The 23,017-nt window shown below is 71.8% G+C and carries 17 protein-coding genes; 10 read left to right on the top strand and 7 right to left on the bottom strand.

Annotated elements, in window-relative coordinates:
• Positions 1–22: 22 nt before the first annotated feature.
• Positions 23–2,734, top strand: a complete 2,712-nt coding sequence (gene polA, locus ACZ601_RS12275; RefSeq protein ID WP_469536225.1) for a DNA polymerase I — start codon at positions 23–25, stop codon at positions 2,732–2,734.
• A 43-nt stretch (positions 2,735–2,777) separates the two neighbouring features.
• Here the strand turns inward: polA and ACZ601_RS12280 are convergent, their stop codons facing one another.
• On the bottom strand, positions 2,778–3,653 hold the full coding sequence (locus ACZ601_RS12280) for a DUF4184 family protein (RefSeq protein ID WP_469536227.1): 876 nt from the start codon (positions 3,651–3,653) through the stop codon (positions 2,778–2,780).
• Positions 3,654–3,838: 185 nt separating this feature from the next.
• Here ACZ601_RS12280 and ACZ601_RS12285 point away from each other — a divergent pair, with 185 nt between their 5' ends.
• From ACZ601_RS12285 to pgfA, 3 genes are all read left to right on the top strand, one after another.
• Positions 3,839–5,614, top strand: coding sequence for a lytic transglycosylase domain-containing protein (locus tag ACZ601_RS12285; RefSeq protein WP_469536230.1), 1,776 nt, complete (start codon positions 3,839–3,841; stop codon positions 5,612–5,614).
• Positions 5,615–5,831: 217 nt separating this feature from the next.
• Positions 5,832–5,969 carry an SPW_0924 family protein gene (locus ACZ601_RS12290; protein ID WP_123469382.1) on the top strand — a complete coding sequence of 46 codons (138 nt, stop codon included), beginning with the start codon at positions 5,832–5,834 and terminating at the stop codon, positions 5,967–5,969.
• A 45-nt stretch (positions 5,970–6,014) separates the two neighbouring features.
• Positions 6,015–7,022 carry a cell envelope lipid trafficking protein PgfA gene (pgfA, locus tag ACZ601_RS12295; protein ID WP_469536233.1) on the top strand — a complete coding sequence of 336 codons (1,008 nt, stop codon included), beginning with the start codon at positions 6,015–6,017 and terminating at the stop codon, positions 7,020–7,022.
• Here the strand turns inward: pgfA and hrpB are convergent.
• Together hrpB and ACZ601_RS12305 are read right to left on the bottom strand one after the other, a co-directional pair.
• Positions 7,009–9,510, bottom strand: coding sequence for an ATP-dependent helicase HrpB (hrpB, locus tag ACZ601_RS12300; protein WP_469536236.1), 2,502 nt, complete (start codon positions 9,508–9,510; stop codon positions 7,009–7,011). The two genes, pgfA and hrpB, sit on opposite strands and share 14 nt — an antisense overlap.
• 87 nt (positions 9,511–9,597) lie before the next feature.
• The gene (locus ACZ601_RS12305) at positions 9,598–10,452 is read right to left on the bottom strand and encodes a class I SAM-dependent methyltransferase (RefSeq protein WP_440575426.1); all 855 of its coding nucleotides are present in this window, start codon (positions 10,450–10,452) and stop codon (positions 9,598–9,600) included.
• Positions 10,453–10,851: 399 nt separating this feature from the next.
• Here ACZ601_RS12305 and rpsA point away from each other — a divergent pair, with 399 nt between their 5' ends.
• Positions 10,852–12,372 (top strand): 30S ribosomal protein S1, encoded by a 1,521-nt coding sequence (gene rpsA, locus ACZ601_RS12310; RefSeq protein ID WP_024493912.1) that lies wholly within the window; start codon positions 10,852–10,854, stop codon positions 12,370–12,372.
• Positions 12,373–12,467: 95 nt separating this feature from the next.
• On the opposite strand, the gene ACZ601_RS12315 is transcribed toward rpsA, so the two are convergent.
• Positions 12,468–13,430: a right-handed parallel beta-helix repeat-containing protein gene (locus ACZ601_RS12315; protein WP_469536239.1), complete on the bottom strand. Its 963-nt coding sequence runs from the start codon at positions 13,428–13,430 to the stop codon at positions 12,468–12,470.
• A 368-nt stretch (positions 13,431–13,798) separates the two neighbouring features.
• Between ACZ601_RS12315 and ACZ601_RS12320 the strand changes: the two genes are divergently transcribed.
• The 5 genes from ACZ601_RS12320 to ACZ601_RS12340 all read left to right on the top strand — a co-directional run bounded on the left by ACZ601_RS12320 (position 13,799) and on the right by ACZ601_RS12340 (position 18,890).
• A complete protein-coding gene (locus ACZ601_RS12320) occupies positions 13,799–15,322 on the top strand; it encodes a flavin monoamine oxidase family protein (protein WP_469536505.1) in 1,524 nt (507 codons plus the stop codon).
• 82 nt (positions 15,323–15,404) lie between these two features.
• On the top strand, positions 15,405–16,343 hold the full coding sequence (locus ACZ601_RS12325; protein WP_390090569.1) for a PAC2 family protein: 939 nt from the start codon (positions 15,405–15,407) through the stop codon (positions 16,341–16,343).
• A 146-nt stretch (positions 16,344–16,489) separates the two neighbouring features.
• Positions 16,490–17,092: a dephospho-CoA kinase gene (gene coaE, locus ACZ601_RS12330; RefSeq protein WP_469536242.1), complete on the top strand. Its 603-nt coding sequence runs from the start codon at positions 16,490–16,492 to the stop codon at positions 17,090–17,092.
• Positions 17,093–17,199: 107 nt separating this feature from the next.
• The gene (locus ACZ601_RS12335; protein ID WP_024492382.1) at positions 17,200–17,562 is read left to right on the top strand and encodes a tetratricopeptide repeat protein; all 363 of its coding nucleotides are present in this window, start codon (positions 17,200–17,202) and stop codon (positions 17,560–17,562) included.
• Between the two features lie 209 nt (positions 17,563–17,771).
• Positions 17,772–18,890 carry an ADP-ribosylglycohydrolase family protein gene (locus ACZ601_RS12340; protein ID WP_469536246.1) on the top strand — a complete coding sequence of 373 codons (1,119 nt, stop codon included), beginning with the start codon at positions 17,772–17,774 and terminating at the stop codon, positions 18,888–18,890.
• A 13-nt stretch (positions 18,891–18,903) separates the two neighbouring features.
• Here ACZ601_RS12340 and ACZ601_RS12345 read toward each other — a convergent pair whose 3' ends face one another.
• Genes ACZ601_RS12345 through ACZ601_RS12355 form a run of 3 tightly spaced genes read right to left on the bottom strand, consistent with a single transcriptional unit; the run spans position 18,904 to position 22,922 of the window.
• Positions 18,904–19,986 (bottom strand): tyrosine-protein phosphatase, encoded by a 1,083-nt coding sequence (locus ACZ601_RS12345; RefSeq protein ID WP_469536249.1) that lies wholly within the window; start codon positions 19,984–19,986, stop codon positions 18,904–18,906.
• 41 nt (positions 19,987–20,027) lie between these two features.
• Complete coding sequence (locus tag ACZ601_RS12350; protein WP_469536252.1) at positions 20,028–22,019, bottom strand: hypothetical protein; 1,992 nt, start codon at positions 22,017–22,019, stop codon at positions 20,028–20,030.
• Positions 22,020–22,022: 3 nt separating this feature from the next.
• The gene (locus ACZ601_RS12355; RefSeq protein ID WP_469536255.1) at positions 22,023–22,922 is read right to left on the bottom strand and encodes an SGNH/GDSL hydrolase family protein; all 900 of its coding nucleotides are present in this window, start codon (positions 22,920–22,922) and stop codon (positions 22,023–22,025) included.
• Positions 22,923–23,017: the final 95 nt, after the last annotated feature.

Genomic DNA, 23,017 nt, shown 5'->3' on the forward strand with positions numbered 1-23,017 from the left:
TGGTACGTGGCAGGATCGGGGTGTGGCTGAGACGGCATCGAAGAAGACGGCAGACAACCGACCGCGCCTGCTCCTGATGGACGGGCACTCCCTGGCGTACCGGGCGTTCTTTGCGCTGCCTGCGGAGAATTTCACGACCGGGGCGGGGCAGCCGACGAACGCGGTGTACGGCTTCGCGTCGATGCTGGCGAACACGCTGCGTGACGAGGCGCCGACGCATTTCGCGGTGGCGTTCGACGTGTCCCGCAAGACGTGGCGTGCGCAGGAGTTCCCCGAGTACAAGGCGAACCGGTCGAAGACGCCGGACGAGTTCAAGGGGCAGGTCGAGCTGATCGGGGAGCTGCTCGACGCGATGCGCGCCGACCGTTTCGCGGTCGACGGCTTCGAGGCGGACGACGTGATCGCGACGCTGGCCACCCAGGCGGAGGCGGCGGGTTTTGAAGTGCTGATCGTCACCGGTGACCGGGATTCGTTCCAGCTGATCACGGACAACGTCACGGTGCTGTACCCGACGAAGGGCGTCTCCGAGCTGACCCGCTTCACCCCGGCGAAGGTCGAGGAGAAGTACGGGCTCACCCCGCGGCAGTACCCGGATTTCGCGGCGCTGCGCGGTGACCCGTCGGACAACCTTCCGGGCATCCCCGGGGTCGGTGAGAAGACGGCCGCGAAGTGGATCAACCAGTTCGGTTCGTTCGACGAGCTGGTGGAGCGGGCCGAGGAGGTCAAGGGCAAGGCCGGGCAGAATTTCCGCGACCACCTGGACGCGGTGCGGATGAACCGGCGGCTGACCGAGATGGTCCGGGACGTCGCGTTGCCGAAGACCCCCGGCGATCTGGAGCGCGCCCCCTACGACCGCACCGCGGTCACCGGGGTGCTGGATGTGCTGGAGATCCGCAATCCGAGCCTGCGTGAGCGGCTGCTCGCGGTGGACCCGGGCAAGACGGAGGACGAGGCGCCGGCGCCCGCCGCGGGCGTCGAGCTGGACGGCGCGGTGCTGGGCGCGGGCGAGGTCGCTCCGTGGCTGGCCGAGCACGGCGGGCAGCCGCTCGGCGTCGCGACGGTCGACACCTGGGCGCTCGGCAGCGGCACGGTCACCGAGGTCGCGCTCGCCGCGGCGGGCGGGGCCGCCGCCTGGTTCGACCCCACGCAGCTGGACGAGGCCGACGAGCAGGCGTTCGCGGCCTGGATCGCGGACGCCGCCAGGCCGAAGGTCATGCACAACGCGAAGAGCGCCATGCGGGTCTTCCCGGAGCACGGCTGGCGGATCGAGGGCGTCTCGATGGACACCGCGCTCGCCGCCTACCTGGTCAAGCCCGGCCGGCGTTCCTTCGCGCTGGACGCCCTCGCGGTGGAGTACCTGGGCCGTGAGCTGGCCCCGGCGGCCGCCTCCGACGGGCAGCTGGCCTTCGGCGCGGACGACCGGGCGGAGGCCGACGCGCTGATGGCGCAGGCCCGTGCGGTCCTGGATCTCGGGGACGCGTTCACCACCCGGCTGGGGGAGGTGGGCGCCGCCGAGCTGCTCCACGACATGGAGCTGCCGACGTCGATCCTGCTGGCCCGCCTGGAGCGGCACGGCATCGCGGCCGACCGGGCCCATCTGGAGGGCATGGAGCAGCAGTTCGCGGGCGCCGTGCAGCAGGCGGTGAAGGAGGCGCACGCGGCGGTGGGCCGGGAGTTCAACCTCGGTTCGCCCAAGCAGCTCCAGGAAGTGCTGTTCGGTGAGCTGGGTCTGCCGAAGACGAAGAAGACGAAGACCGGTTTCACCACGGATGCCGACGCGCTGGCGTGGCTGGCGGCGCAGACGGAGCACGAGCTGCCCGTCATCATGCTGCGCCACCGCGAGCAGGCGAAGCTGCGGGTGACGGTCGAGGGCCTGGTCAAGACGATCGGTGAGGACGGCCGGATCCACACCACGTTCAACCAGACGGTGGCGGCGACCGGCCGGCTCTCCTCCACCGACCCGAATCTGCAGAACATCCCCGTCCGTACGGACGAGGGCCGGGCGATCCGTCGCGGCTTCGTCGTCGGCGAGGGTTTCGAGACGCTGATGACGGCGGACTACAGCCAGATCGAACTGCGGGTGATGGCCCACCTCTCCGAGGACGCGGGCCTGATCGAGGCGTTCACCTCCGGTGAGGACCTGCACACCACGGTCGCCTCGCAGGTCTTCGGAGTCGAGAAGACCGCCGTCGACCCGGAGATGCGGCGCAAGATCAAGGCCATGAGCTACGGGCTGGCCTACGGTCTCTCCGCGTTCGGCCTCTCCCAGCAGCTGAACATCGAGGCGGGCGAGGCCCGGATCCTGATGGACACCTACTTCGAGCGGTTCGGCGGGGTCCGCGACTATCTGCACCGGGTGGTGGAGGAGGCCCGCGCCACCGGTTACACGGAGACGGTCTTCGGCCGCCGCCGCTACCTGCCGGACCTGAACAGCGACAACCGTCAGCGCAGGGAGACGGCCGAGCGGATGGCGCTCAACGCACCGATCCAGGGCACGGCGGCGGACATCGTCAAGGTCGCGATGCTCAAGGTCGACAAGGCGCTCACCGAGGCGGAGCTGACCTCCCGGATGCTCCTCCAGGTGCATGACGAAATCGTGCTGGAGATCGCCGCGGGTGAGCGGGAGCAGGTCGAGGGCATCCTGCGTCACGAGATGTCGACCGCGGTGCGGCTGCGGGCGCCGCTCGACGTGTCGGTCGGTGTCGGCACGGACTGGGAGTCCGCGGCGCACTGACGGCCGGGGCTGCCGCGAGGCGCTCCCTGAGCCGCCTGGGCGGTCAGCGCCCTCGGCTGTCGGACGGGCTCGTTCCGCGAGCCCGTCCGGTGACCGGGTGCAGCGGTGGGCCGCCGCGCCCCGGGAGCCGCATCCACACCCCGTAGAGCACCAGCCCCACCGCGAGTCCGGCGCCCGCGCCGAAGCACGCGGTCGGGATGATGTCGAGCGGGGTGTCGATGTGCCCGAAGTACGCGTACCAGCGGGCGCACCGGTGAACGGTGCCCAGCACCACGCACAGGCCGATGAAGCCGGCCGCGTACCACCGCGCGCGTCGGCCCAGCACCGGTACGGCCATGGGCGCGGGCTGCCCGCCGCTGCGCCGCAGCGCGGTGACCGTGAACCAGGCGAGCACGGTCAGCGCCACAGCCGAAGTGCCGTACTGCACCAGCTGGAACACCGGGTATCCGCCCGCGTCCCGGCTGAGCACCGGCACCAGCCGCACCCCCCACCGGTCGTGGTGGGTGAACGCGTCCCAGACCACATGGGTAGCGGCGCCGATGACCGCAGAGGCCACGAACCACGCACCGTCCCGGACTCCCCACGGCCCCTGGCCGGGTGCCCGCCGGGCTCCCCGTGCCAGTGCGTACACCCGTCCCTGATGCCTCCTCGGCGCCAGCGCCACCAGTGGTTCGCGCAGCAGCAGCCACAGGGCGACGGTCGCCGCGGTGATCAGGACATCCACCGTGAACACCCCCCACACCGCGTGGGTGACCTCGCCGAACTCCATGGCGCCGGGGATGGCGGTGTCCGCGTAGTAGGTGATGTCGGGGGCGAACGAACCGGCGACGAGGGCGGAGGCGACGAGTGGGCCGCGCCCCGTTCCGTCGCGGTGGAGTCCCGGCAGGACGGCTGCGGCATGGCTGAGGGTGAACGGCATGGTGGAAGTATGGGCGAGCCGCCGTCACCGGAGCGCCGCCCCCTGTACACCTGGTGATCCGGAACGTGAGAAAGCGGTGAGAAGCGGTAAGGCCGCTGTGTCCGGTCGGCACAACTTGCCGTAGGGTCGCCTGAGTCCAGGCGCAGGGGAGCGCGGACGCCGACGACGGGGAGGGCCCACACGTTATGGCAGTGCAATTCGGTCGCCGACTGCGCAGAGGGGCGACCACCACTGCTGTGGCCGCTGCCGCCGTCGCCGCGCTTTCCGCCTCGCAGGGCCCCGGTTCGCCCCTGGTCGCGTCCGAGGACGACCAGCCGGCCGCCGGCGCGACGCCGTCGGACGACAGCGCGGCCTCCGGCAACTCGCCCTACTTCACGGACCTGCCGCCGCTGAACACGCCGGACAAGCCCGGCACTTCCGTCGACCTGCCGGTGACCGGCAGTGCGGAATCGGGCATACCGGCGTCGATCCTGGCGGCGTACAAGAAGACCCAGCAGACCGTCGCGGGCACGGACGCCGCCTGCCGGCTGCCGTGGCAGCTCCTCGCCGCGATCGGCAAGGTCGAGTCCGGCCAGGCCCGCGGCGGCCGCGTCGACGCGCAGGGCACCACGCTCTCCCCGATCCTCGGCCCGGCCCTCAACGGCCAGGGCTTCGCCCTGATCAAGGACACCGACAACGGTGCCTACGACGGGGACTCGACGCACGACCGCGCGGTCGGCCCGATGCAGTTCATCCCGTCCACCTGGGAGACCTGGGGCCAGGACGGCAACGGCGACGGCCGCAAGGACCCCAACAACATCTACGACGCGGCCCTCGCCGCCGGACGCTACCTCTGCGCCGGCTCCCGCGACCTGTCGCTCGCGACCAACCTGGACCAGGCGGTCCTGAGTTACAACCACTCGGACGAGTACCTGCGCACCGTCCGCTCCTGGTTCGAGTACTACAAGCGCGGCACCCACGAGGTGCCGGACGGCAGCGGCGTCCTGCCCTCCGGGCTCGGCAGCGGCACGGACCGGAACCCGTCCTCCGGGCACCCCGGCGCCTCGACGTCACCCACGCCGTCACCGTCGCCCTCGCCGCACGGCTCTGCGACCCCGAAGCCTCCTTCGAAGCCGAGCCCCACCCCGTCGGACCCGGGTGGCCAGACCGGCGAGCCGTCGTCCCCGCCGCCCACGCCGGACCCCACGCCGTCCCAGACCCTCGCCGGGGTGAAGAACGCGGGCACCGGCCCGCTGACCGCCATGGCGGGCGACGCCTTCACCGAGCGGATCAAGGTGCGGGCACAGAACGGCCTCGGCGGCCCCCTCGCCAAGGTGTCCGTGACCTTCGCCGTCACCGGTGACACGGACGCCGCGTTCACCGGTGGGAAGCGCACCGTCATCCTCACCACCGGCGCCGACGGCACGGTCACCGCCCCGGTGCTGAAGGCGGGCGAGAAGACAGGCGACTTCGCCGTGCGCGCGACGGCCACCGGCACCTCGCTGCCCGCCGTGAGCTACGCCGCGAAGGTCACCGCCCGGCAGGCCGACACGATCGCCAGGACCGGCACCGAGAAGCTGACCGCGAAGACCGGCGCCACCTTCGACGACATCGCGTTCGAGGCGATGTACAAGAAGGCGGCCGCCCATGGCGTCGCCGTCACCGCCACCATGATCACCGACGACGAGAAGCCGGTCGAGAACGACAAGGGCCCGTACTTCGAGGAGAAGGACGGCAAGCAGGTCCGCACCCTGACGGACCTGAGCACCGACGCCGACGGGAAGCTCGTCCTCTCGAAGATCCACGCCGGTGACACCCCGGGCACGTACAAGCTGCGCCTCACCACCGAGGGCGGCGCCACCGTCGACATCGAGCTGACGGTCGAAGCGGCGACAGAAGCCGGGACGGGGACCGGTACCGAAGGCGGAACCGAGGCCGGAACCGAGGCCGGAACCGAGGCCGGGACCGAAGCGGGCGCCTGACCCGGACGCACCACGACCACAACAGCCCCTCCGCCGAACCCGGCGGAGGGGCTGTCCGCTGTGCTGCGGGGGTCAGGCGCGCTCAGCGGCCCGGCGACGGGCCGCCGCGACGGCGAACCGGGGTGCGGAGCACACCAGGTGTTCTCATCTCGCGCCCCGGTTGCTACGGTGCCCCAGCCCTGACGCCCCATCAGTTCCGCGCCCCGGGAGGCCGAGCATGCGTGCCCTAGTCGCCGCCGCCATCGGACTGGCCGCCGCCCTCGCCCTCGTGCTCACCATCAGCGCGGTGGGCGCGCCACCCGGCGAGACCTCGCCCAAACCCCTGCTGACCACTGTCCCGGGCCCCAAGAACTAGCAGTCACCACGGAACGCACCACGGAATGCAGAGGGAGGACACCCCATGCGCCGCCGAGCCAGCCTCGTACTCCTGGCCTTCGCCGTCTTCTTCGCAGCCATGTCGCCGCTGCTGCGCTGGTACGCCTTCCCCCGGCTGGCGAAGATCCCGCCGAACCAGTACCAGGAGACGGTGCTGGAGGCGAAGCCCGCGACCCTGCTCGACTACAGCACCCTCACGGCCAAGAAGGTCGACAAGATCACCATCGTGCAGACCCTCAAGGGCGATGTGGAGGCGTCGGAGAAGATCGAGCGCAGCGCGGGCCGCGACGTCGTCGTCTGGGACGCGCTCTCCTACGTCCAGGGCCCCGACGGCAAGATGGTCTCCAAGATCCCCGAGCGCTACATCTTCGACGCGCACAGCCAGGCCCCGGTCCACGCCACCGGAGAGATGGTCGACGGCGACCGGGTCAGCCGCGAGGGCATCGAGTACAAGTGGCCCTTCCTCACCGAGAAGCGGGACTACGAGTACTTCGACGCCCAGACCCGCACGAGCTCGCCCATCCACTACAAGGGCACCCAGACCTTCCGTGGCCTGAAGGTCTACTACTTCGAGCAGACCGTCCCGTGGACCAAGGTCCCGATGCCCAAGACGATGCCGATCAAGGGGATCACCCCGGCGCAGATCGCCAAGACCGGGATGACCCGCTGGTACACCACCAAGCGGATGTTCTGGGTCGATCCCGTCACCGGGGCGCCGGTCAACGGCGAGGAGATCCACAAGGAGGAGATGCGGAACGCCAAGGCGATGGGCATGCCCAAGGACACCGTCACCGTGTTCGCCGGGCACGTGAAGATGCGCGAGGACTACATCGCCTCGATCGTCGACCAGGTCAAGTCCCAGCGGGTGCTGGTCCTGCTGCTGACCTCGTACCTGCCCTGGGGCTTCCTCTTCCTCGGCGCCGCGCTGCTGGCGCTGTCGCTCTGGCTGGAGGCCCGTTCGCGGCGGCCCGGCACACCGAGCCCGCACGCCGCGCCCGAACCCGTACCCGACCCGGAACCTACTCCCGCTTGAGCCGGGCCTTCGTGAACCGGGTCGCCTCCATCGTCGTCGGATCCTCCGGCCACGGGTGCTTCGGGTAGCGGCCGCGCAGCTCCGCGCGCACCGCCTTGTAGCCCTCCCGCCAGAACGACGCCAGGTCCGCCGTCACCGCGGCGGGCCGGCCGGCCGGGGAGAGCAGGTGCACCAGCACCGGCACCCCGGCCACCCTCGGGGTCTCCTGGAGCCCGAACAGCTCCTGGAGCTTCACCGCGAGCACCGGCTGCGCCCCGTCGTACTCCACCCTGATCCGCGAACCGCTCGGCACCTCGATCCGTTCCGGGGCCAGCTCGTCCAGCCGGGCCCCCTCGCCGGTCGCCCAGGGCAGCAGCCGGCGCAGCGCCTGCCCGGCGTCGATCCCGGCCAGCGCCGAGCGGCGCCGGGCCCGCGACAGCTCCGGCTCCAGCCAATCCTCGGTACGGCTCAGCAGCGCCTCGTCAGAGACGTCCGGCCAGGGCTCGCCCAGCTCCCGGTGGAGAAAGGCCAGCCGCTCCCGGAGCTGTCCGGTGTCCCGGGTCCAGCGCAGCAGGGAGAGCCCCTCCCGTCGCAGCCCTTCCACCAGGGCCTCGCGGACGAGGGCGGGCTCTGGCTGCTTCAGGGGGCGTGCAGAGAGTTCGACGGCGCCCAGGCGTTCCACCCGGCGGGCCACCACGTCGGTGCCGTCCCAGCGGACCTCCTCGCCCGAGAACCGCAGATGTCCGGCCGCCAGGCGTGCCGTGTCCTCGTCGATGACGGCGGCGAGCCGGACCCGTGCGGACGCGGCATGTGCCGGGCGGTCCGCGACCGCGACCGCCAGCCACCCCGCACTGCGCAGCCGTGAGCCCTCCCGCAGCTCCGCGCCGGTGCCGGACGCCATCAGGAACGTCCCCTCGCCCCGGGCCCGCGCCACCCGCTCGGGGAAGGCCAGGGCCGCCACCAGGCCCACCGCCGCGTCGTCCGGACCGGAACCGCCGACACCGGAGCCCTTGGACGAGGAGGACAGCCGCCGCACCTCCTGGCGCCAGCGGGCCGCGTAGGCGTCCTTGCCCTGGCGGGCGGTGCGCAACGCGGCGGCCAGGTCGTCCCCGTACTCCCGGGGCGGCTCCTCGCTCAGCAGCGCCACCACCTCCGCCGCCCGGCGTCCGCCGACCGAGGCCGCCCCGTCCAGCAGTGCCCTGGCCAGCCGCGGGTGCAGCCCCAGCCAGGACATCCGTACGCCGCGCTCTGTCACCCGCCCGTCGGCGTCCACCGCGCCGATGGCCGTCAGTACTTCGCGGGCCGCGCCCATCGCGCCGGCCGGAGGGGCGTCGAGCAGCGCGAGCCCGGTCGCCTCCGGGTCGCCCCAGCAGGCCGCCTGGAGGGCGAACGCCGCGAGGTCGGCCACCTTGATCTCGGGGGAGGGGAACCGGGCGAGCCGCCCGTCCTCCGCCTGTTCCCAGCAGCGGTAGACCGTGCCGGGCGCCTCGCGGCCGGCCCGGCCCGCCCGCTGCCGGCCCGCCGCCTGCGAGGCCCGCACCGTGGTCAGCGCGCTCAGGCCCCGGGCGTGATCGGTGCGCGGCTCCCTGGCCAGCCCCGAGTCGACGACGGTCCGCACCCCCGGCACGGTCAGCGAGGACTCCGCCACCGAGGTCGCCAGCACCACCCGGCGCCCCTCGGACGAACCGGCCAGCACCGCGTCCTGCACCGCCGCCGGGGCCCGCCCGTGCACCTGGAGCACCTCGGCCGCGACGCCGGACAGCTGCCCCGCCACCCGGGCGATCTCGCCGGCCCCGGGCAGGAAACACAGCACGTCGCCGTCCCGCTCGGCCAGCGCCCGCCGCACCACGGAGGCGACATGGCTCAGCAGCGCCGGATCCACCCTCATCCCGTGCGGCGGCCGCACCGGCCGGACCGGCGGCGCCCACACCACCTCCACCGGGTAGGAGACGCCCTGCGCCTCGACCACCGGGGCGTCCCCGAGCAGCCGGGCCCAGCCCTGCGCGTCCGTCGTCGCGGACGCGGCCAGCAGCCGCAGATCGGGCCGGATCGCCGCCCGTACGTCCAGGAGGAACGCGGCCACCGTGTCGGCGTCCAGATGGCGTTCGTGGCACTCGTCGATGATCACCACGTCGGTGCCGGACAGCTCCTGGTCGCGCTGGAGCCGCTGGAGCAGCACCCCGGTGGTGACCACCTCCACCACGGTGTCCGGACCCACCACCCGCTCCCCGCGCACGGTGAACCCGACCCGTTCGCCGGTCCGCTCACCGAGCAGCCAGGCCATCCGCCGCGCCGCCGCGCGGGCCGCGATCCGCCGGGGCTCCGCGACCACGACCCGGCGCGGCGGTCCGTCGCCGGTCAGCCCGGCCAGGACCAGCGGGACGAGGGTGGTCTTGCCGGTGCCGGGCGGTGCGCACAGCACGGCGACACCCCGGTCGTCGAGGGCCCGCCGCAGCGCGGGCACGGCGGTGCGGACGGGCAGCTGGTCCAGGGCGTCGGTGCGGATCACGGCCCCAGTCTCGTACGGTCCGCCGCCGTGCCCCGCACCGGCCGGTGCCTCAGCGGCCGCCGGGTGACCTCCGGACAGCCTCTCGGTTCAGTCGCGCTCGCAGACGAAGATGGCGGTGCCGGGGATCAGGTTGCCGCGCAGCGGCGACCAGCCGCCCCACTCCTGGCTGTTCCACTCCGGCCACTCCGGTTCCACCAGGTCGACCAGGCGGAATCCGCCCGCGACCACGTCCCGCACCCGGTCACCGAGCGTGCGGTGGTGCTCCACGTACACCGCGTCGCCGTTCTCGTCCTGCTCGACGTAGGGGGTGCGGTCGAAGTACGAGGCGGCGACGGACAGCCCCTCGGGCCCCGGCTCGTCGGGGAAGGCCCAGCGGACCGGGTGCGTCACGGAGAAGACCCAGCGCCCGCCGGGGCGCAGCACCCGGCGCACCTCGCGGAACACCTGGACCGGGTCGGCGACGAACGGCACCGCGCCGTAGGCGGAGCAGGCCAGGTCGAAGCTGCCGTCGCGGAACGGCAGCACCCCGGCGTCGGCCTGGACCAGCGGGACGCCGCCGATCCGCAGCCCGTGCTGGAGCTGGCGGTGCGAGAGGTCGAGCGCGACCGGACGGGCGCCCTGGGCGGCCAGCCAGCGGGAGCACTGCGCCGCGCCCGCCCCGATCTCCAGGATGTCCAGGCCCGCCAGGTCGTCCAGGGGGCCGAGCAGCCCGGCCTCCGTCTCGTCGAGGCCTTCGGGGCCCCAGACGAACCTGTCGTCGCCGAGGAAGGTGCCGTGCTCGTTCTGGTACTCGTCGGCGTTGCGGTCCCACCAGCCCCGGCTGGCCCGGCTGCTCTCGGCCACGTCCGCGCTGCGGCGTGTCACCTCGGGCTCGGAGAGTCCGGGGAGCTCCGAGGTGAGGGAGCGTCCGGAGGGTTCGGCAGGGGGAATCTCTTGGCTCATCGTGCCCGTCGCTGTAGTTTGCCTTCACCCCGTCGTACGCGGTACGTACCAAGGGGGGATCTGTGGGTGGGCGACCCGTGTGTCCGGGACATCATCGGGACCGATGTGGCCTCGGTGAACACGAGTTGTGCCGGGTATGGGGTCTTCCGCCCCTGGTGTGCGCCTTCGCGCATTGACCCTGCCCTGCTGCCCCCGTATGCTACAAGTTGCGCTGCGAGCCTGCGCGCCTCAGACCTAGCAGGCCGCGCTCGCATCTGTTGTATGTCCCCTCGGTTCACGAGGCGCCTCCCGCTCGCGGGATCGGGCGCCTCCCGGGCTGTCCGGCTTCTGCAGAGGCGATACGGGCTCACGGCGTAGCAGTAACTTCGACTCACTGTCCGTACCGGAGCCCTTTCCCACATGACGAGCAGCACCGAGACCACCGCCACCACTCCGCAGGTTGCGGTCAACGACATCGGCGACGCGGACGCGTTCCTCGCGGCCATCGACGAGACGATCAAGTACTTCAACGACGGCGACATCGTTGATGGTGTCATCGTCAAGGTTGACCGCGACGAGGTTCTCCTCGACATCGGTTACAAGACCGAAGGTGTCATCCCGAGCCGCGAGCTCTCGATCAAGCACGACGTCGACCCCAATGAGGTCGTCAAGGTCGGCGACGAGATCGAGGCCCTGGTTCTCCAGAAGGAGGACAAGGAAGGCCGCCTGATCCTCTCGAAGAAGCGCGCTCAGTACGAGCGTGCCTGGGGCACCATCGAGAAGATCAAGGAAGAAGACGGCATCGTCACCGGTACCGTCATCGAGGTCGTCAAGGGTGGTCTCATCCTCGACATCGGCCTCCGCGGCTTCCTGCCGGCGTCGCTGGTCGAGATGCGCCGCGTCCGCGACCTCCAGCCGTACGTGGGCAAGGAGCTCGAAGCCAAGATCATCGAGCTGGACAAGAACCGCAACAACGTGGTCCTGTCCCGCCGTGCCTGGCTCGAGCAGACCCAGTCCGAGGTTCGCCAGACGTTCCTCACGACCCTGCAGAAGGGTCAGGTCCGCTCCGGCGTCGTCTCCTCGATCGTCAACTTCGGTGCCTTCGTGGACCTGGGTGGCGTCGACGGTCTCGTGCACGTCTCCGAGCTGTCCTGGAAGCACATCGACCACCCCTCCGAGGTTGTCGAGGTCGGCCAGGAGGTCACCGTCGAGGTTCTCGACGTGGACATGGACCGCGAGCGCGTGTCGCTGTCGCTCAAGGCGACGCAGGAAGACCCGTGGCAGCAGTTCGCCCGGACGCACCAGATCGGGCAGGTTGTTCCCGGTAAGGTCACCAAGCTCGTTCCGTTCGGTGCGTTCGTGCGCGTCGACGAGGGCATCGAGGGCCTGGTCCACATCTCCGAGCTGGCCGAGCGCCACGTGGAGATCCCGGAGCAGGTCGTCCAGGTCAACGACGAGATCTTCGTCAAGGTCATCGACATCGACCTTGAGCGTCGTCGGATCAGCCTCTCGCTGAAGCAGGCCAACGAGTCCTTCGGTGGCGACCCGGCCTCGGTCGAGTTCGACCCGACGCTGTACGGCATGGCCGCGTCGTACGACGACCAGGGCAACTACATCTACCCCGAGGGCTTCGACCCCGAGACCAACGACTGGCTCGAGGGCTTCGAGGCTCAGCGCGAGGTCTGGGAGACCCAGTACGCCGAGGCGCAGACGCGCTTCGAGCAGCACCAGGCCCAGGTCATCAAGTCCCGCGAGGCCGACGAGGCCGCTGCTGCCGAGGGCGCTGCCGCCCCGGCCGGCGCGGCTCCGGCTGCCTCCGGCGGCAGCGGTGGCGGCGGTGGCGGTTCGTACTCCTCGGAGTCCGCGGACAACTCCGGCGCCCTGGCGTCGGACGAGGCCCTGGCTGCCCTGCGCGAGAAGCTGGCGGGCGGCCAGAGCTGACGCTCTGACCCTCCGGCCGGTCATCGGTCGCAGTAGATGACGCATGAGGCCCGTCCCCTTCGGGGGGCGGGCCTCATGCGTGGTCCGGACACGGACTACGGGGTGACGGCGATGTTGGTCAGGCCGTTGCCGCCCGTCACGGTGTTGCTCGCGTAGACCGTCGTCGGGCAACTCGCGCTGTAGTTGGTCACGTTGAACGCGATCCGCTTGTCGCCCGTCGAACCGGACAGGTCCGAGGTGTTGTCCCGGAAGACGGTTCCGCAGCCCCAGCCGCTCTGCTGGGTGTGCGTCTCGTAGCCGTTGTTGGTCGTGCGGGATCCCCGGTTGCCCTCGACCAGCACGTCGTTGCCCTTCACGTCGACCCAGGAGTCGTCGTAGTTGGCGCCGGTCAGCCCGCTTCCGTCGAAGGTGTTGCCGGTGATCCGGGTGCCCGTGGTGCCCTCCTTGATGTCGATGTTCTCGCCGCCGACATCCGGGCCGATCGTGTTGTCCAGGATCTGGACCCGGTCGCTGTTGTCGGAGAGGTCGCCCGCCGTGCCCACGTAGACGCCCTCACCCATGCCTCGGCCGTCGTGCCCGGTGTCGTAGATCCGTGAGTTCCTGATGACGCCGTCGCTGCTGGACTTGCGGAAGTGGACGCCCTCCATGTCGAGGTCGTGCACGGTGACCGAGTCGATGACGACGCCGTCGGCGCTGTCGGCCATGATGCCCTTCTGGCCGCCGGAGACGGTGATGCCCTTCACGGTCCAGTACGAGGCGCCGTTGAGGTGCAGCCCGTAGCCGCCGCCGGCCGTCAGGACCGCTCCCGCGGAGCCGGTCAGGGTGATCCGTGCGGCGGCGGTGCCGGGGACGGTCGCCTTGAAATTGCCGGTGTACGTGCCGTCCGCGAGCTGGATCGTGTCGCCGGGAGCGGCCGCGGTGAGGGCCGACTTGAGCTGGGCCGCGGTGCTCACCTGGATGACCGTCGCGGCTCCGGCGGTGGCGGCCGAGGCGAGGAGCAGGCCGCCGGTGGCCAGAGCGGTGGAGAGCAGGGCGGGGAGCAGTGTGCGGGTGCGCATGGGGGTGCCTTCCCGTCAGAGGTTCAGGGTTCTCGTACGTGAATGTGGGGCGAGTTTCTGAACGTGCTGCCCAGTGACGGTAGGGACGAGGTGACGCCATGTCAAGGTCTGGACCAATGCTGTGGGGGCTGTGGGGGCTGTGGGGGGTGCGTGGCCCGTGGGGGTGCGAGCGGGGTGAACAGAGAGAAACGTGCGGGATACACGAGTAACTGACGGCACGTAACACGCCCTTGCCAGGATCCCGGCAACCTCAGGATCCGGACAGGAGCCGCCCCATGACCCAGTCTTCGCACCCTTCCTCCGTGACGCCCGGCGACAGCCGCCGCACCTTTCTGCGCAACGTCGGCATCACCGGCGGTGCGGGCGCCATGTTCGCCACCATGGGGGCCCTCGGCCTCGCCCCCACCGCCCAGGCGGCAAGCCGTGAACCCGCCTACCGCGCGCCCAGCACCGGTGACTTCCACCTGAAGGGGAAGGCCGCGGCCAAGGTGGTCGTCGTGGGCGGCGGTATCGCCGGTCTCGCCACCGCCTACGAGCTGGGCAAGGCGGGCTACGACGTGACGGTCCTGGAGGCCCGCGGCCGCACGGGCGGCCGGAACTTCACCGTGCGCGGCGGGGATTCCACCACCGACATCCACGGTGTCCGGCAGACGGCCCGGTTCAGCGACGGCCAGTACATGAACTGCGGGCCCGGCCGGATCCCGCAGTGGATGGTCACCCTCGACTACTGTCGCGAACTCGGCGTACCCATCGAGATGTTCACCAACGTGAACGCCAACGCGTATATCTACAACGAGAAGGCGGGCATGAAGGCCCCGGTGCGCTACCGCACCGCCAAGGCCGACGTGTACGGCTATGTCGCCGAACTCCTCTCCAAGGCAACCGACAAGGGAGCGCTCGACCGGCAGATCACCGCCGACGACCAGGAACGGCTCATGGAGTTCCTGAAGGACTTCGGCGACATCGGAGAGACGCTCGACTACACCGGAAGCCCCCGGCGCGGCTACCGCGTCGACCCCGCGGCCGCCGGGACCCCGGGCGAGGAGCTGGGGTCCGTACCCTCCGCGTCCGAGGTCTTCGCCAGCGGCGTCGGGCGGTACTTCGCCTTCGAGTTCGAGTACGACCAGGCGATGCTGATGTTCCAGCCGGTCGGCGGCATGGACCGGATACCCGCCGCGCTCACCCGGGCGATAGGGGAGCGCAGGATCCGTACCGGCGCGGCCGTCACGAAGATCACCGACACCTCGCACGGCGTCACCGTCACCTACACCCGGTCCGGCCGCACCCGCAGCATCGAGGCGGACTACTGCGTCGCCGCGCTGCCGCCCAACATCCTGGCCAGGACCGCCCACAACCTGGGCCCGGCCGTCCAGACCGCGCTGGAGGCCTGCAAGCCGTCCTCGGCCGGGAAGATCGGCCTGGAGTACCGCAGCCGCTGGTGGGAGAGCGACCACCACATCTACGGCGGCATCACCGAGACCGACATGGACCTCGCCCACATCTGGTACCCGTCCTACGGCCACCAGGGCAGGCGCGGCACCCTCATCGGGTACTACAACACCGGCGCGGACGCGGACGCGTACGCCGCCCTCACCCCGGAGCGGCGGGAGGCGCGGGCCGTGGCCCAGGGCGTGAAGATCCACGGCGACAAGTACCGGACCGAACTCGCCACGTCGTTCTCCCACCACTGGCGCCAGACCCCGTACCTGGAGGCGTCCTGGCACTCACTCTCTGGCGGCCCCGACGCCCCCGTCTTCGCACCGCTCAACCGGGCTGCCGGGCGCGTCTACTTCGCCGGTGACTACCTGAGCTACGCGGACGCCTGGCAGCACGGGGCGTTCACCTCGGCGCGGAAGGCGGTCACCGCACTGCACGCGCGGGTACTTGGGTAAACACCATGTGAAGGGGCACGGGAGGGAATGCCCGTGCCCCTCGGGGCGTTCTTCTTCAGGAACACAAGGAGGAGCGGTAACCGTGGCTGATCCGCAGAGTTTGTACGAATGGGACCCGAAGGGCCTGGCCGTCGTCGACATGGCGCTGGCCCAGGAGTCGGCCGGCCTGGTCATGCTCTACCACTTCGAGGGGTACATCGACGCGGGTGAGACCGGTGAGCAGATCGTCGACGGTCTGCTCGAATCGCTGCCGCACCAGGTGGTGGCCCGCTTCGACCACGACCGCCTCGTGGACTACCGCGCACGGCGTCCCCTGCTGACCTTCCGGCGTGACCGCTGGACGTCGTACGAGACCCCGACGCTGGACGTCCGGGTGGTCCAGGACGCCACCGGGGCGCCGTTCCTGCTGCTGTCCGGGCCGGAGCCCGACGTGGAGTGGGAGAGGTTCGCCGCCGCCGTCGAGCAGATCGTCGAACGGCTCGGTGTCCGCCTCGCGGTCAACTTCCACGGCATCCCGATGGGCGTCCCGCACACCCGCCCCGTCGGCATCACCCCGCACGGCAACCGCACCGACCTCATGCCTGGCCACCGCAGCCCGTTCGACGAGGCCCAGGTGCCCGGTTCCGCAGAGGCCCTGGTCGAGTACCGGCTGATGGAGGCCGGACACGACGTGCTGGGTGTCGCCACCCACGTACCGCACTACGTCGCCCGCTCCGCCTACCCTGACGCCGCGCTCACCGCGCTGGAGTCGATCACGGCCGCGACCGGACTGGTCCTGCCGGCCGTCGCCCACGCCCTGCGCACGGAGGCGCACCGCACCCAGACGGAGATCGACCGCCAGATCGGGCAGGGCGACGAGGAACTCGTCTCGCTGGTCGAGGGCCTTGAGCACCAGTACGACGCGGTGGCGGGTGCGGAGACCCGGGGCAATCTGGTCGCGGAGCCGGTGGACCTGCCGTCCGCCGACGAGATCGGCCTCGAATTCGAACGCTTCCTGGCCGAGCGGGAAGGCGACAGCTGACCGCCGGTGCACGGCCGTCCCGCGCCAGGCCGCCGCTCCATCGCGGCGACGCGAGGCGGGTGCTCTATTGCGGCGACGCGGGGCGGCCGCTCCGGTCCCGCGGGCCCGGCAGGCGGCGGTCCGACGCCAGGCCTTAGGCTGCCGCCATGCTGAAAGTGGGCCTGACCGGTGGAATCGGCGCCGGCAAGAGCGAAGTGTCCGCGCTGCTCGTCGGCCACGGAGCCGTCCTGGTCGACGCCGACCGGATCGCCCGCGAGGTCGTCGAACCCGGCACCCCCGGGCTCGCCGCTCTCGTCGAGGAGTTCGGCACCGGGGTCCTCACCCCGGAAGGCACCCTGGACCGGCCGAAGCTCGGCTCGATCGTCTTCTCCGACGCCGATCGGCTGGCCGCCCTCAACGCGATCGTCCACCCGCTGGTCGGCGCCCGCTCCGCCGAGCTGGAGCGAGCCGCGGGCGCCGGCTCCGTGGTCGTCCACGACGTCCCCCTCCTCACGGAGAACGGCCTCGCCCCCCTGTACGACCTGGTCGTCGTCGTGGACGCCGCTCCCGGGACCCAGCTCGACCGGCTCGTGCGACTGCGCGGGATGACGGAGGCGGACGCGCGGGCCCGGATGGCGGCCCAGGCCACCCGGGAGGAACGGCTCGCCGTCGCGGACCTGGTCATCGACAACGACGGACCAGTCGAGGCCCTGGCACCGCAGGTCCGCGAGGTCTGGTCGCAGCTGGTGCGGCGGGCCGAGGCGGGCTGACCGGAACTGACCCGGACCGGCCCGGACCGACCCGGAACTGACCCGGACCGGAATACGGTGCCCCGAAGCGACGTTCACACCCAGGTGGCCGAGGGAAGGATGCGACTGTGCCCGAGAGGAACCCGGAAACCCACGTCATAGACTTCCGCGCGGCCGAGCAGCTGCTCGCGGCGCGCGATCCCCGGGGCGCCGTGAAGCTGCTCGACTCGGTGATCGCCTCGCACCCGGAGAACACAGCGGCCCGGCTGCTGCGCGCCCGCGCCTTCTTCGCGGCCGCCCAACTGCGCCCCGCCGAGCTCGAATTCGAACTCGTCCTGGAACGCGAGCCGGACAACGCCTTCGCGCACTTCGCGCTGGCCCGCACCTTCGAGCGGGCCGGCCATCCGGAACGGGCCACCCGGCACTTCAGGCTCGCGGCGGCTCTCGACCCCAACCCGGAGTATCTGAGGGCCGCTCGCTTCGACGGCTGACGCGTGACCGCCGTCAGGCCGTGATCAGGCCCTCGCCTGACCGGAGACGACCCGGCCAGGCCCCATAGACTCAGCCGGAGCCGCAGTCGCAGCGAACTGCGCGCGGTCGTCGGTTCACTTACCGGTACGCATGGCATCGCCTCTCCTACCAGCATGGACCCGCGACGGCGGAACGCGGCGAACCGACGAGAGAGTGTGGGGTGCCGGCGATGAGCGGTGCGGCATGGGGGAACGGTTCCGTGCGGAGGGCCCGGGTCCGGGGATGTCTGCTGGGCGGGGCGATAGGGGACGCGCTGGGCAATCCGGTGGAGTTCCTGTCGCTCGCGGGTATCCGGCGGGCCCACGGTGAACAGGGCGTACGCGGTCTGACGGCCGACGAGGACGGGGTCATCGGGCGTGTCACGGACGACACCCAGATGACGCTCTTCACCGCGGAAGGCCTGATCAGGGCCCACTCCCGGGCCATGGCCAAGGGCATCGGCGGCGCCGAGACCGCGGTCATCAGGCACGCCTACCTGCGCTGGCTCGACACCCAGAACCACCCCGCGCCCCCCGCTCGCGTCGGCGAAGACCTGGTCCGTACCGGCTGGCTCAGGGAGCAGCCCTGGCTGTACGCGCGGCGGGCCCCCGGCAATGCCTGCCTGACCGGGCTCACGGCCGGCCACACCCCAGACCCGAGGTCCCCGCTCGGCAGTCCCGGCCCGGTCAACACCGACTCCAAGGGCTGCGGCACGGTGATGCGCTCCGCCCCCTTCGGGCTGACCGGCGGGTCCGTGGAGGAGAACTTCGGGCTGGCCGCCCGGTGTGCGCGGATCACCCACGGCCACCTCACCGGCGCCTACGCGGCCGGTGCGCTCGCGGCGGTCGTCGCTCACCTCATGGAGGGCGACTCGCTGCCCGGCGCGGTGCTGCGGGCCATGGAGCTGCTGGCCCGCCACCCCGGCCACCAGGAGACGTCCGCCGCGCTCCGGGCGGCCTTCGAGCTGGCCGGCCGGGGCGCGCCGAGCGCGGAGAAGGTGGAGTCGCTCGGCGCGGGCTGGGTGGCGGAGGAGGCGCTCGCCATCGCCGTGTACTGCGCGCTGGTCCTGCCGGGCGCGGATCAGGTGGGCGAGGCCCTGCTGCTCTCGGTCAACCACTCGGGCGACAGCGACTCCACCGGCGCCGTCTGCGGCAACCTGCTCGGCGCCCACCACGGCGACGTACACCTTCCGCCGTCCTGGCTGGTGCGCACAGAGGGGCGGGCGGTGATCGCCGAGGTGGCCGACGACCTGTCCCTGGAGTTCGAGCACCCGGTGGACTGGCCGGGCGAGCGCTATCCGGGGTGCTGATCAGGGCCGCGCGTCAGCCGGTCAGGAGCTTGGCGCGCAGGGCCGCCACGGTCGCCGCGTCGAGCTTCAGCCCCTCGCGTACGTAGGTGTCGAAGTCGCCGTACAGGTGGTCCGCCTCACTGAACGCGGCGCGCAGCCAGCTCAGTTCGACGGCTTCCGGGTTGCCGGTGTACTGGTTGCTGGCGAGGAAGTCCGCCTCGACCGTGGCGCGCGGGACGCCGAGCAGGGTGAGCAGGACGGCGGTGCCCCAGCCGGTCCGGTCCTTGCCGGCGCTGCAGTGGAACACCGTGGCGCCCGAGGTGTTCGTGGCGACGGCCGTGACCAGGTCGTGGAAGGCGTAGTCGCCGCCCACGAAGTTGACCATGAACGGGTAGCCGATGGACTGGCCCAGGTCGGACGAGCCGGAGAAGAGTCCGGCGGCGACGGCCTGGGCCAGGGTCATCAGGGCGGAGTCGTGGAAGCGGACGCCGTGGCTGAGTGAGACGACGTCCGCGACCTGGTAGGCGACACCGGCCGGCAGCCGGTCTGGGTCGTCGTGGCGCTCCATGGCGTTGCGCAGGTCGACATCGAGAGTGAGGTGCTGGGAGACCAGCCGCTGCTGCTCGGCGTCGGTGAGGCTGTTCAGTTTGCCGGAGCGGTAGACCAGTCCGGAGCGGACCCAGCGCCCGTCGGTGGTGCGGTAGCCGCCGATGTCGCGGAAGTTGCGGGCGGACTCCAGGCCGAGGGAGCGGTCCGCGACGACCAGGGGGCTTCCGCCGTCCGGTACCAGCCGGAAGTACCAGCGCCCGGATTCCGTCAGCGTCCCGGCGGGCACGGTCAGCGAGCCGGTGCCCGGGGCCGTGCCGACGGGGACGCCGGTGGTGGCGTCGGGGGAGGTGACGGCGGTGACGGTCACAGAGGTGGCGGGGGAGGCCCAGGAGAGGGTGTGGCCGCCGTCGGCCGTGCGGGCGGCGTTGGCGGAGGTGAACGGCACGGCGGACTGCGCCGTGGCCGTCGCCGTCGCGGCGGGTGGGGCCGCGAGCGCGGACGGGGCCAGTGCCGTACCGGCGAGGAGGGCGGCCGCGACGGCGGCTCCGGCTATGCGGTGCGTGCGCATGGGTGCTCCTTGTCTGTGCCCGCAGGCGTGCGGGGGAGGTGTCAGGAGGTGGGGGTGGCGGTGCACGGGGTGGTGCCGCAGACATTGATGACACGGCCGGTGGTCAGGAAGGTGGCCTTCTGCTGACGTGCGGCTGGCGAGTTGCGGGGATCCTCGTGCGGGTCGTGGCCGTACTCGGGCCCGGCGGGCGGGGTGTTGGTGAGCGGCGGCGTCGGGGTGCCGCTGTCCCATACGGTCATGGCCGAGCCCCGGTAGGGCTGTTGACCCGGTCCGATCCGGCGGATGCCCCAGTACGGGACGGTGTCCGGGCTCCGTCCGGGGACGAGCGCGGGCGACAGGACGCGGGCGCCGATCGTGCGCGCCTCCACCTCGGCCGCCGCGTTCGCGACCTGGTGGTCGCCGTAGGCGATGTGCAGCAGTACCTCGTGGTGGTCGGTGAGGTGGTTCGCGTACGCGTTCGTCTCGCCCCGGTCCCACACCATCTGGAACAGCTGGAGGACGAGCTGCTGGTGCAGCTTGTCCGGGTAGGACCCGTCCAGGACCTGTTGGAACGGTGCGAAGTCGGCGCTCCGGTTGAGGAGCAGCCCGTAGTTCATGGCGGTGACGCCCAGCACCCCGCGCCGGATGTCGGGCGAGGCGGCGACGAGTGCGCCGCCGAGGATGCCGCCCTGGCTGTTTCCGTCGTACGCGAGGCCGTGCCGGGTGTCGAGCAGCGGGCGGCCGTCGGCGGTACGGAAGGCGGCGTCGGTGGTCAGCCCCTTGGCGTGGATCAGGGCGCGGCCGAGGAACAGGGCGTTCAGCATGCCCTGTTCGCTGCGTTCGGGGACGGCCGGGAAGAGGCTCGGGTCCGCGAGTCCGCCCAGCACGGCGGGGATGTCCTCCTGCGCCATCCCGATCCAGTCCGTCGCGCAGAACGTGAAGTCGTGCTCGGCCGCCATGTCCTTGACGTTGCCGGCGCCCACCTCTGAGCGGCGGCCCAGCAGCCCGTGCCCGTAGAGGGACGGGCGGGACGGGGTACGGAAGGCCGCGCGCGGGATCTCGCAGCGGAACTCCGCGGTCTGGGTGTTGCCGGGCAGGGCGCGCGGGGTGCCGTCCCGGCCCCGGTTCAGTACGGAACCCGGCGGGCCGCCGGGCAGGTTCAGATAGCTGGGTACGGTGATCCGCCCGGTGACCTCGCGGGCGATCCGGGCGTCCTGGGCGGGGGTGAGGTCGGTGACCCCGGTGACAGCGAAGCCGGGCGACCGGTTGCCGAGCCGGCGGAACGCGTCGTCGCGGATGGAGAAGAGATCACCGCTGAGACTCCGGGTGGACGCGACGGTGAAGTCCCAGGCCAGATAGAGCCCTTCGGCCGTGACCCCGGCCCCGCGCAGGGCCGTGAGCGAGGGGCGGAGCCGGTCCTGCCGGTCGCGCAGCGGATCGTGGGCGGGAAGCCGTCGGCCCGATACGGCGGCGAACGGGGCGGCCGCCGGGATCGTACGGCCCGTGGCGTCCTTGAGGCGGCGCAGGGCCACGGCGTAGTGGTGGCCGTCGTGGAAGTTGCGGGCCGGGTGGATCAGCAGCGCCTGCCGGGCGGGCTCTGTGGCGTTGGCGTCGAGTTCGGCCCAGTACGGCCACCGCTCACCCGTCGTGGTGTCCAGGAGGACCACGGGGGCGTCCCGGTCCAGGGAGCGGCCGATGTCGGTGAGCGGGGCCGCACCGGTCGCGGCCAGGTCGAGCCCCGGCACCTGGGCGATCAGGGCGGAGCCGGGGGAGAAGCCGTCGGACCGGTTCCAGGCAGCCGGGTCGACCGGGAGGCCGGTCGCGGGGCGGGGGAGCACCGCGGTGTCGAAGGCCACCCGGCGGCCCGTACCGCTGCCCGGGTCCGGCCGGGTGTACCAGTCGTTGGGGAACGGCAGCAGGCACTCGGCGGGTGCCAGCGGGTCGCAGCCTCCCCCTGGGGCGGGGCCCGCCGGAGCCGCGTGGGCGGGCGGGGCGAGCAGCGCGGCGGCGCCGAGCGCCGCCGCGAGCAGGCCGTTGAGCAGCCGCTGCCGCACGCGTCAGCTCCCCTGGAGGTGGGCGCCGATGACGCGGGCGTAGTTCGCCTCGCCCTGCCGGTTCGGGTGCAGGGGCGCGGCGGCGGCCGTCGGCACATACCCCTCGACCCACTTGTCCGAGGGGGCCTGGCAGGAGTCGTGGCCCTTGCTGGGCGTGGCGAGGTCGATGTACTCGGCGCCGTGCGCGGCGCTCTGCTGCGCGATCACCGTGTTCATCCGGTCGACGCTGCCCTGGAGGAAGTCGGCGTCCACCGGCAGCACCGGCTGGAGCGGCCAGCAGCCGCCGGGCTTGATGTACAGCCCGTAGCCCGTGACGATCACCCTGGCCTGCGGCGAACGCTGGTGGATCCCGTCCAGTACGGCGGCCATCCGGGGGACGAACTCCGCGATCCGCTGCCCCACCTGGTCCACCCCGCCCTCGTTGTACTTGTCCTTGCAGGGGGTGGCGGACGGGTCGAGGTTGGTGCAGTCCTGCGCGATGCCGACCAGGCCGGCGTCGTTGCCGCCGATGGTCAGGGTCACCAGATCGGTGTCCGCGCGCAGCGCGTCGAACTGGGGCGGTGCCGAGCCCATGGGGACGTCGAGCAGGGAGAGCGACTGCTTCTCCGTCATGTGCTTGGACGCGGCGCCGCTGCAGGTGACGTCGGTCAGCGTGGCGCCCAGGCTCGCCGCCAGCTCGTGCGGGTAGTTGTGCGTGGAGCGCCCGCAGGCCAGCGGCCCGGTGATGCCCGGGATGAGCGGCCCGGAGGCCATCGAGTCCCCGAGCGCGACGTACGAGGTGGTGTCGTCTGCGGCCGCCCAGGCGCCGGACGCGCCGGTACCGACGGCCAGTCCGGTCAGCGCTAGTACACCGAGCGAATTTCTGACGGTCCGGCAGAATGCCTTGTTCCGGGACGAGTTCACGGCGACCTCCGGTGGTGGGGGCGAGGCGGGGGCATGGCGGGTGTCGCCGGTCATCATGCAGACTCGAACGCCGTCGTTTAACTGGTGGGTAACGC

The organism is Streptomyces sp. NPDC104307, from assembly GCF_055584045.1.

What these genes read in the sequence shown, in the direction of transcription:
- ACZ601_RS12280 (WP_469536227.1), bottom strand. Translation starts at nt 3,653, where the DNA reads ATGCCGTTCACCCTCAGCCATGCCGCAGCCGTCCTGCCGGGACTCCAC.
- ACZ601_RS12285 (WP_469536230.1), top strand. Translation starts at nt 3,839, where the DNA reads ATGGCAGTGCAATTCGGTCGCCGACTGCGCAGAGGGGCGACCACCACT.
- ACZ601_RS12290 (WP_123469382.1), top strand. Translation starts at nt 5,832, where the DNA reads ATGCGTGCCCTAGTCGCCGCCGCCATCGGACTGGCCGCCGCCCTCGCC.
- pgfA (WP_469536233.1), top strand. Translation starts at nt 6,015, where the DNA reads ATGCGCCGCCGAGCCAGCCTCGTACTCCTGGCCTTCGCCGTCTTCTTC.
- ACZ601_RS12305 (WP_440575426.1), bottom strand. Translation starts at nt 10,452, where the DNA reads ATGAGCCAAGAGATTCCCCCTGCCGAACCCTCCGGACGCTCCCTCACC.
- rpsA (WP_024493912.1), top strand. Translation starts at nt 10,852, where the DNA reads ATGACGAGCAGCACCGAGACCACCGCCACCACTCCGCAGGTTGCGGTC.
- ACZ601_RS12315 (WP_469536239.1), bottom strand. Translation starts at nt 13,430, where the DNA reads ATGCGCACCCGCACACTGCTCCCCGCCCTGCTCTCCACCGCTCTGGCC.
- ACZ601_RS12320 (WP_469536505.1), top strand. Translation starts at nt 13,799, where the DNA reads ATGTTCGCCACCATGGGGGCCCTCGGCCTCGCCCCCACCGCCCAGGCG.
- coaE (WP_469536242.1), top strand. Translation starts at nt 16,490, where the DNA reads ATGCTGAAAGTGGGCCTGACCGGTGGAATCGGCGCCGGCAAGAGCGAA.
- ACZ601_RS12340 (WP_469536246.1), top strand. Translation starts at nt 17,772, where the DNA reads ATGAGCGGTGCGGCATGGGGGAACGGTTCCGTGCGGAGGGCCCGGGTC.
- ACZ601_RS12345 (WP_469536249.1), bottom strand. Translation starts at nt 19,986, where the DNA reads ATGCGCACGCACCGCATAGCCGGAGCCGCCGTCGCGGCCGCCCTCCTC.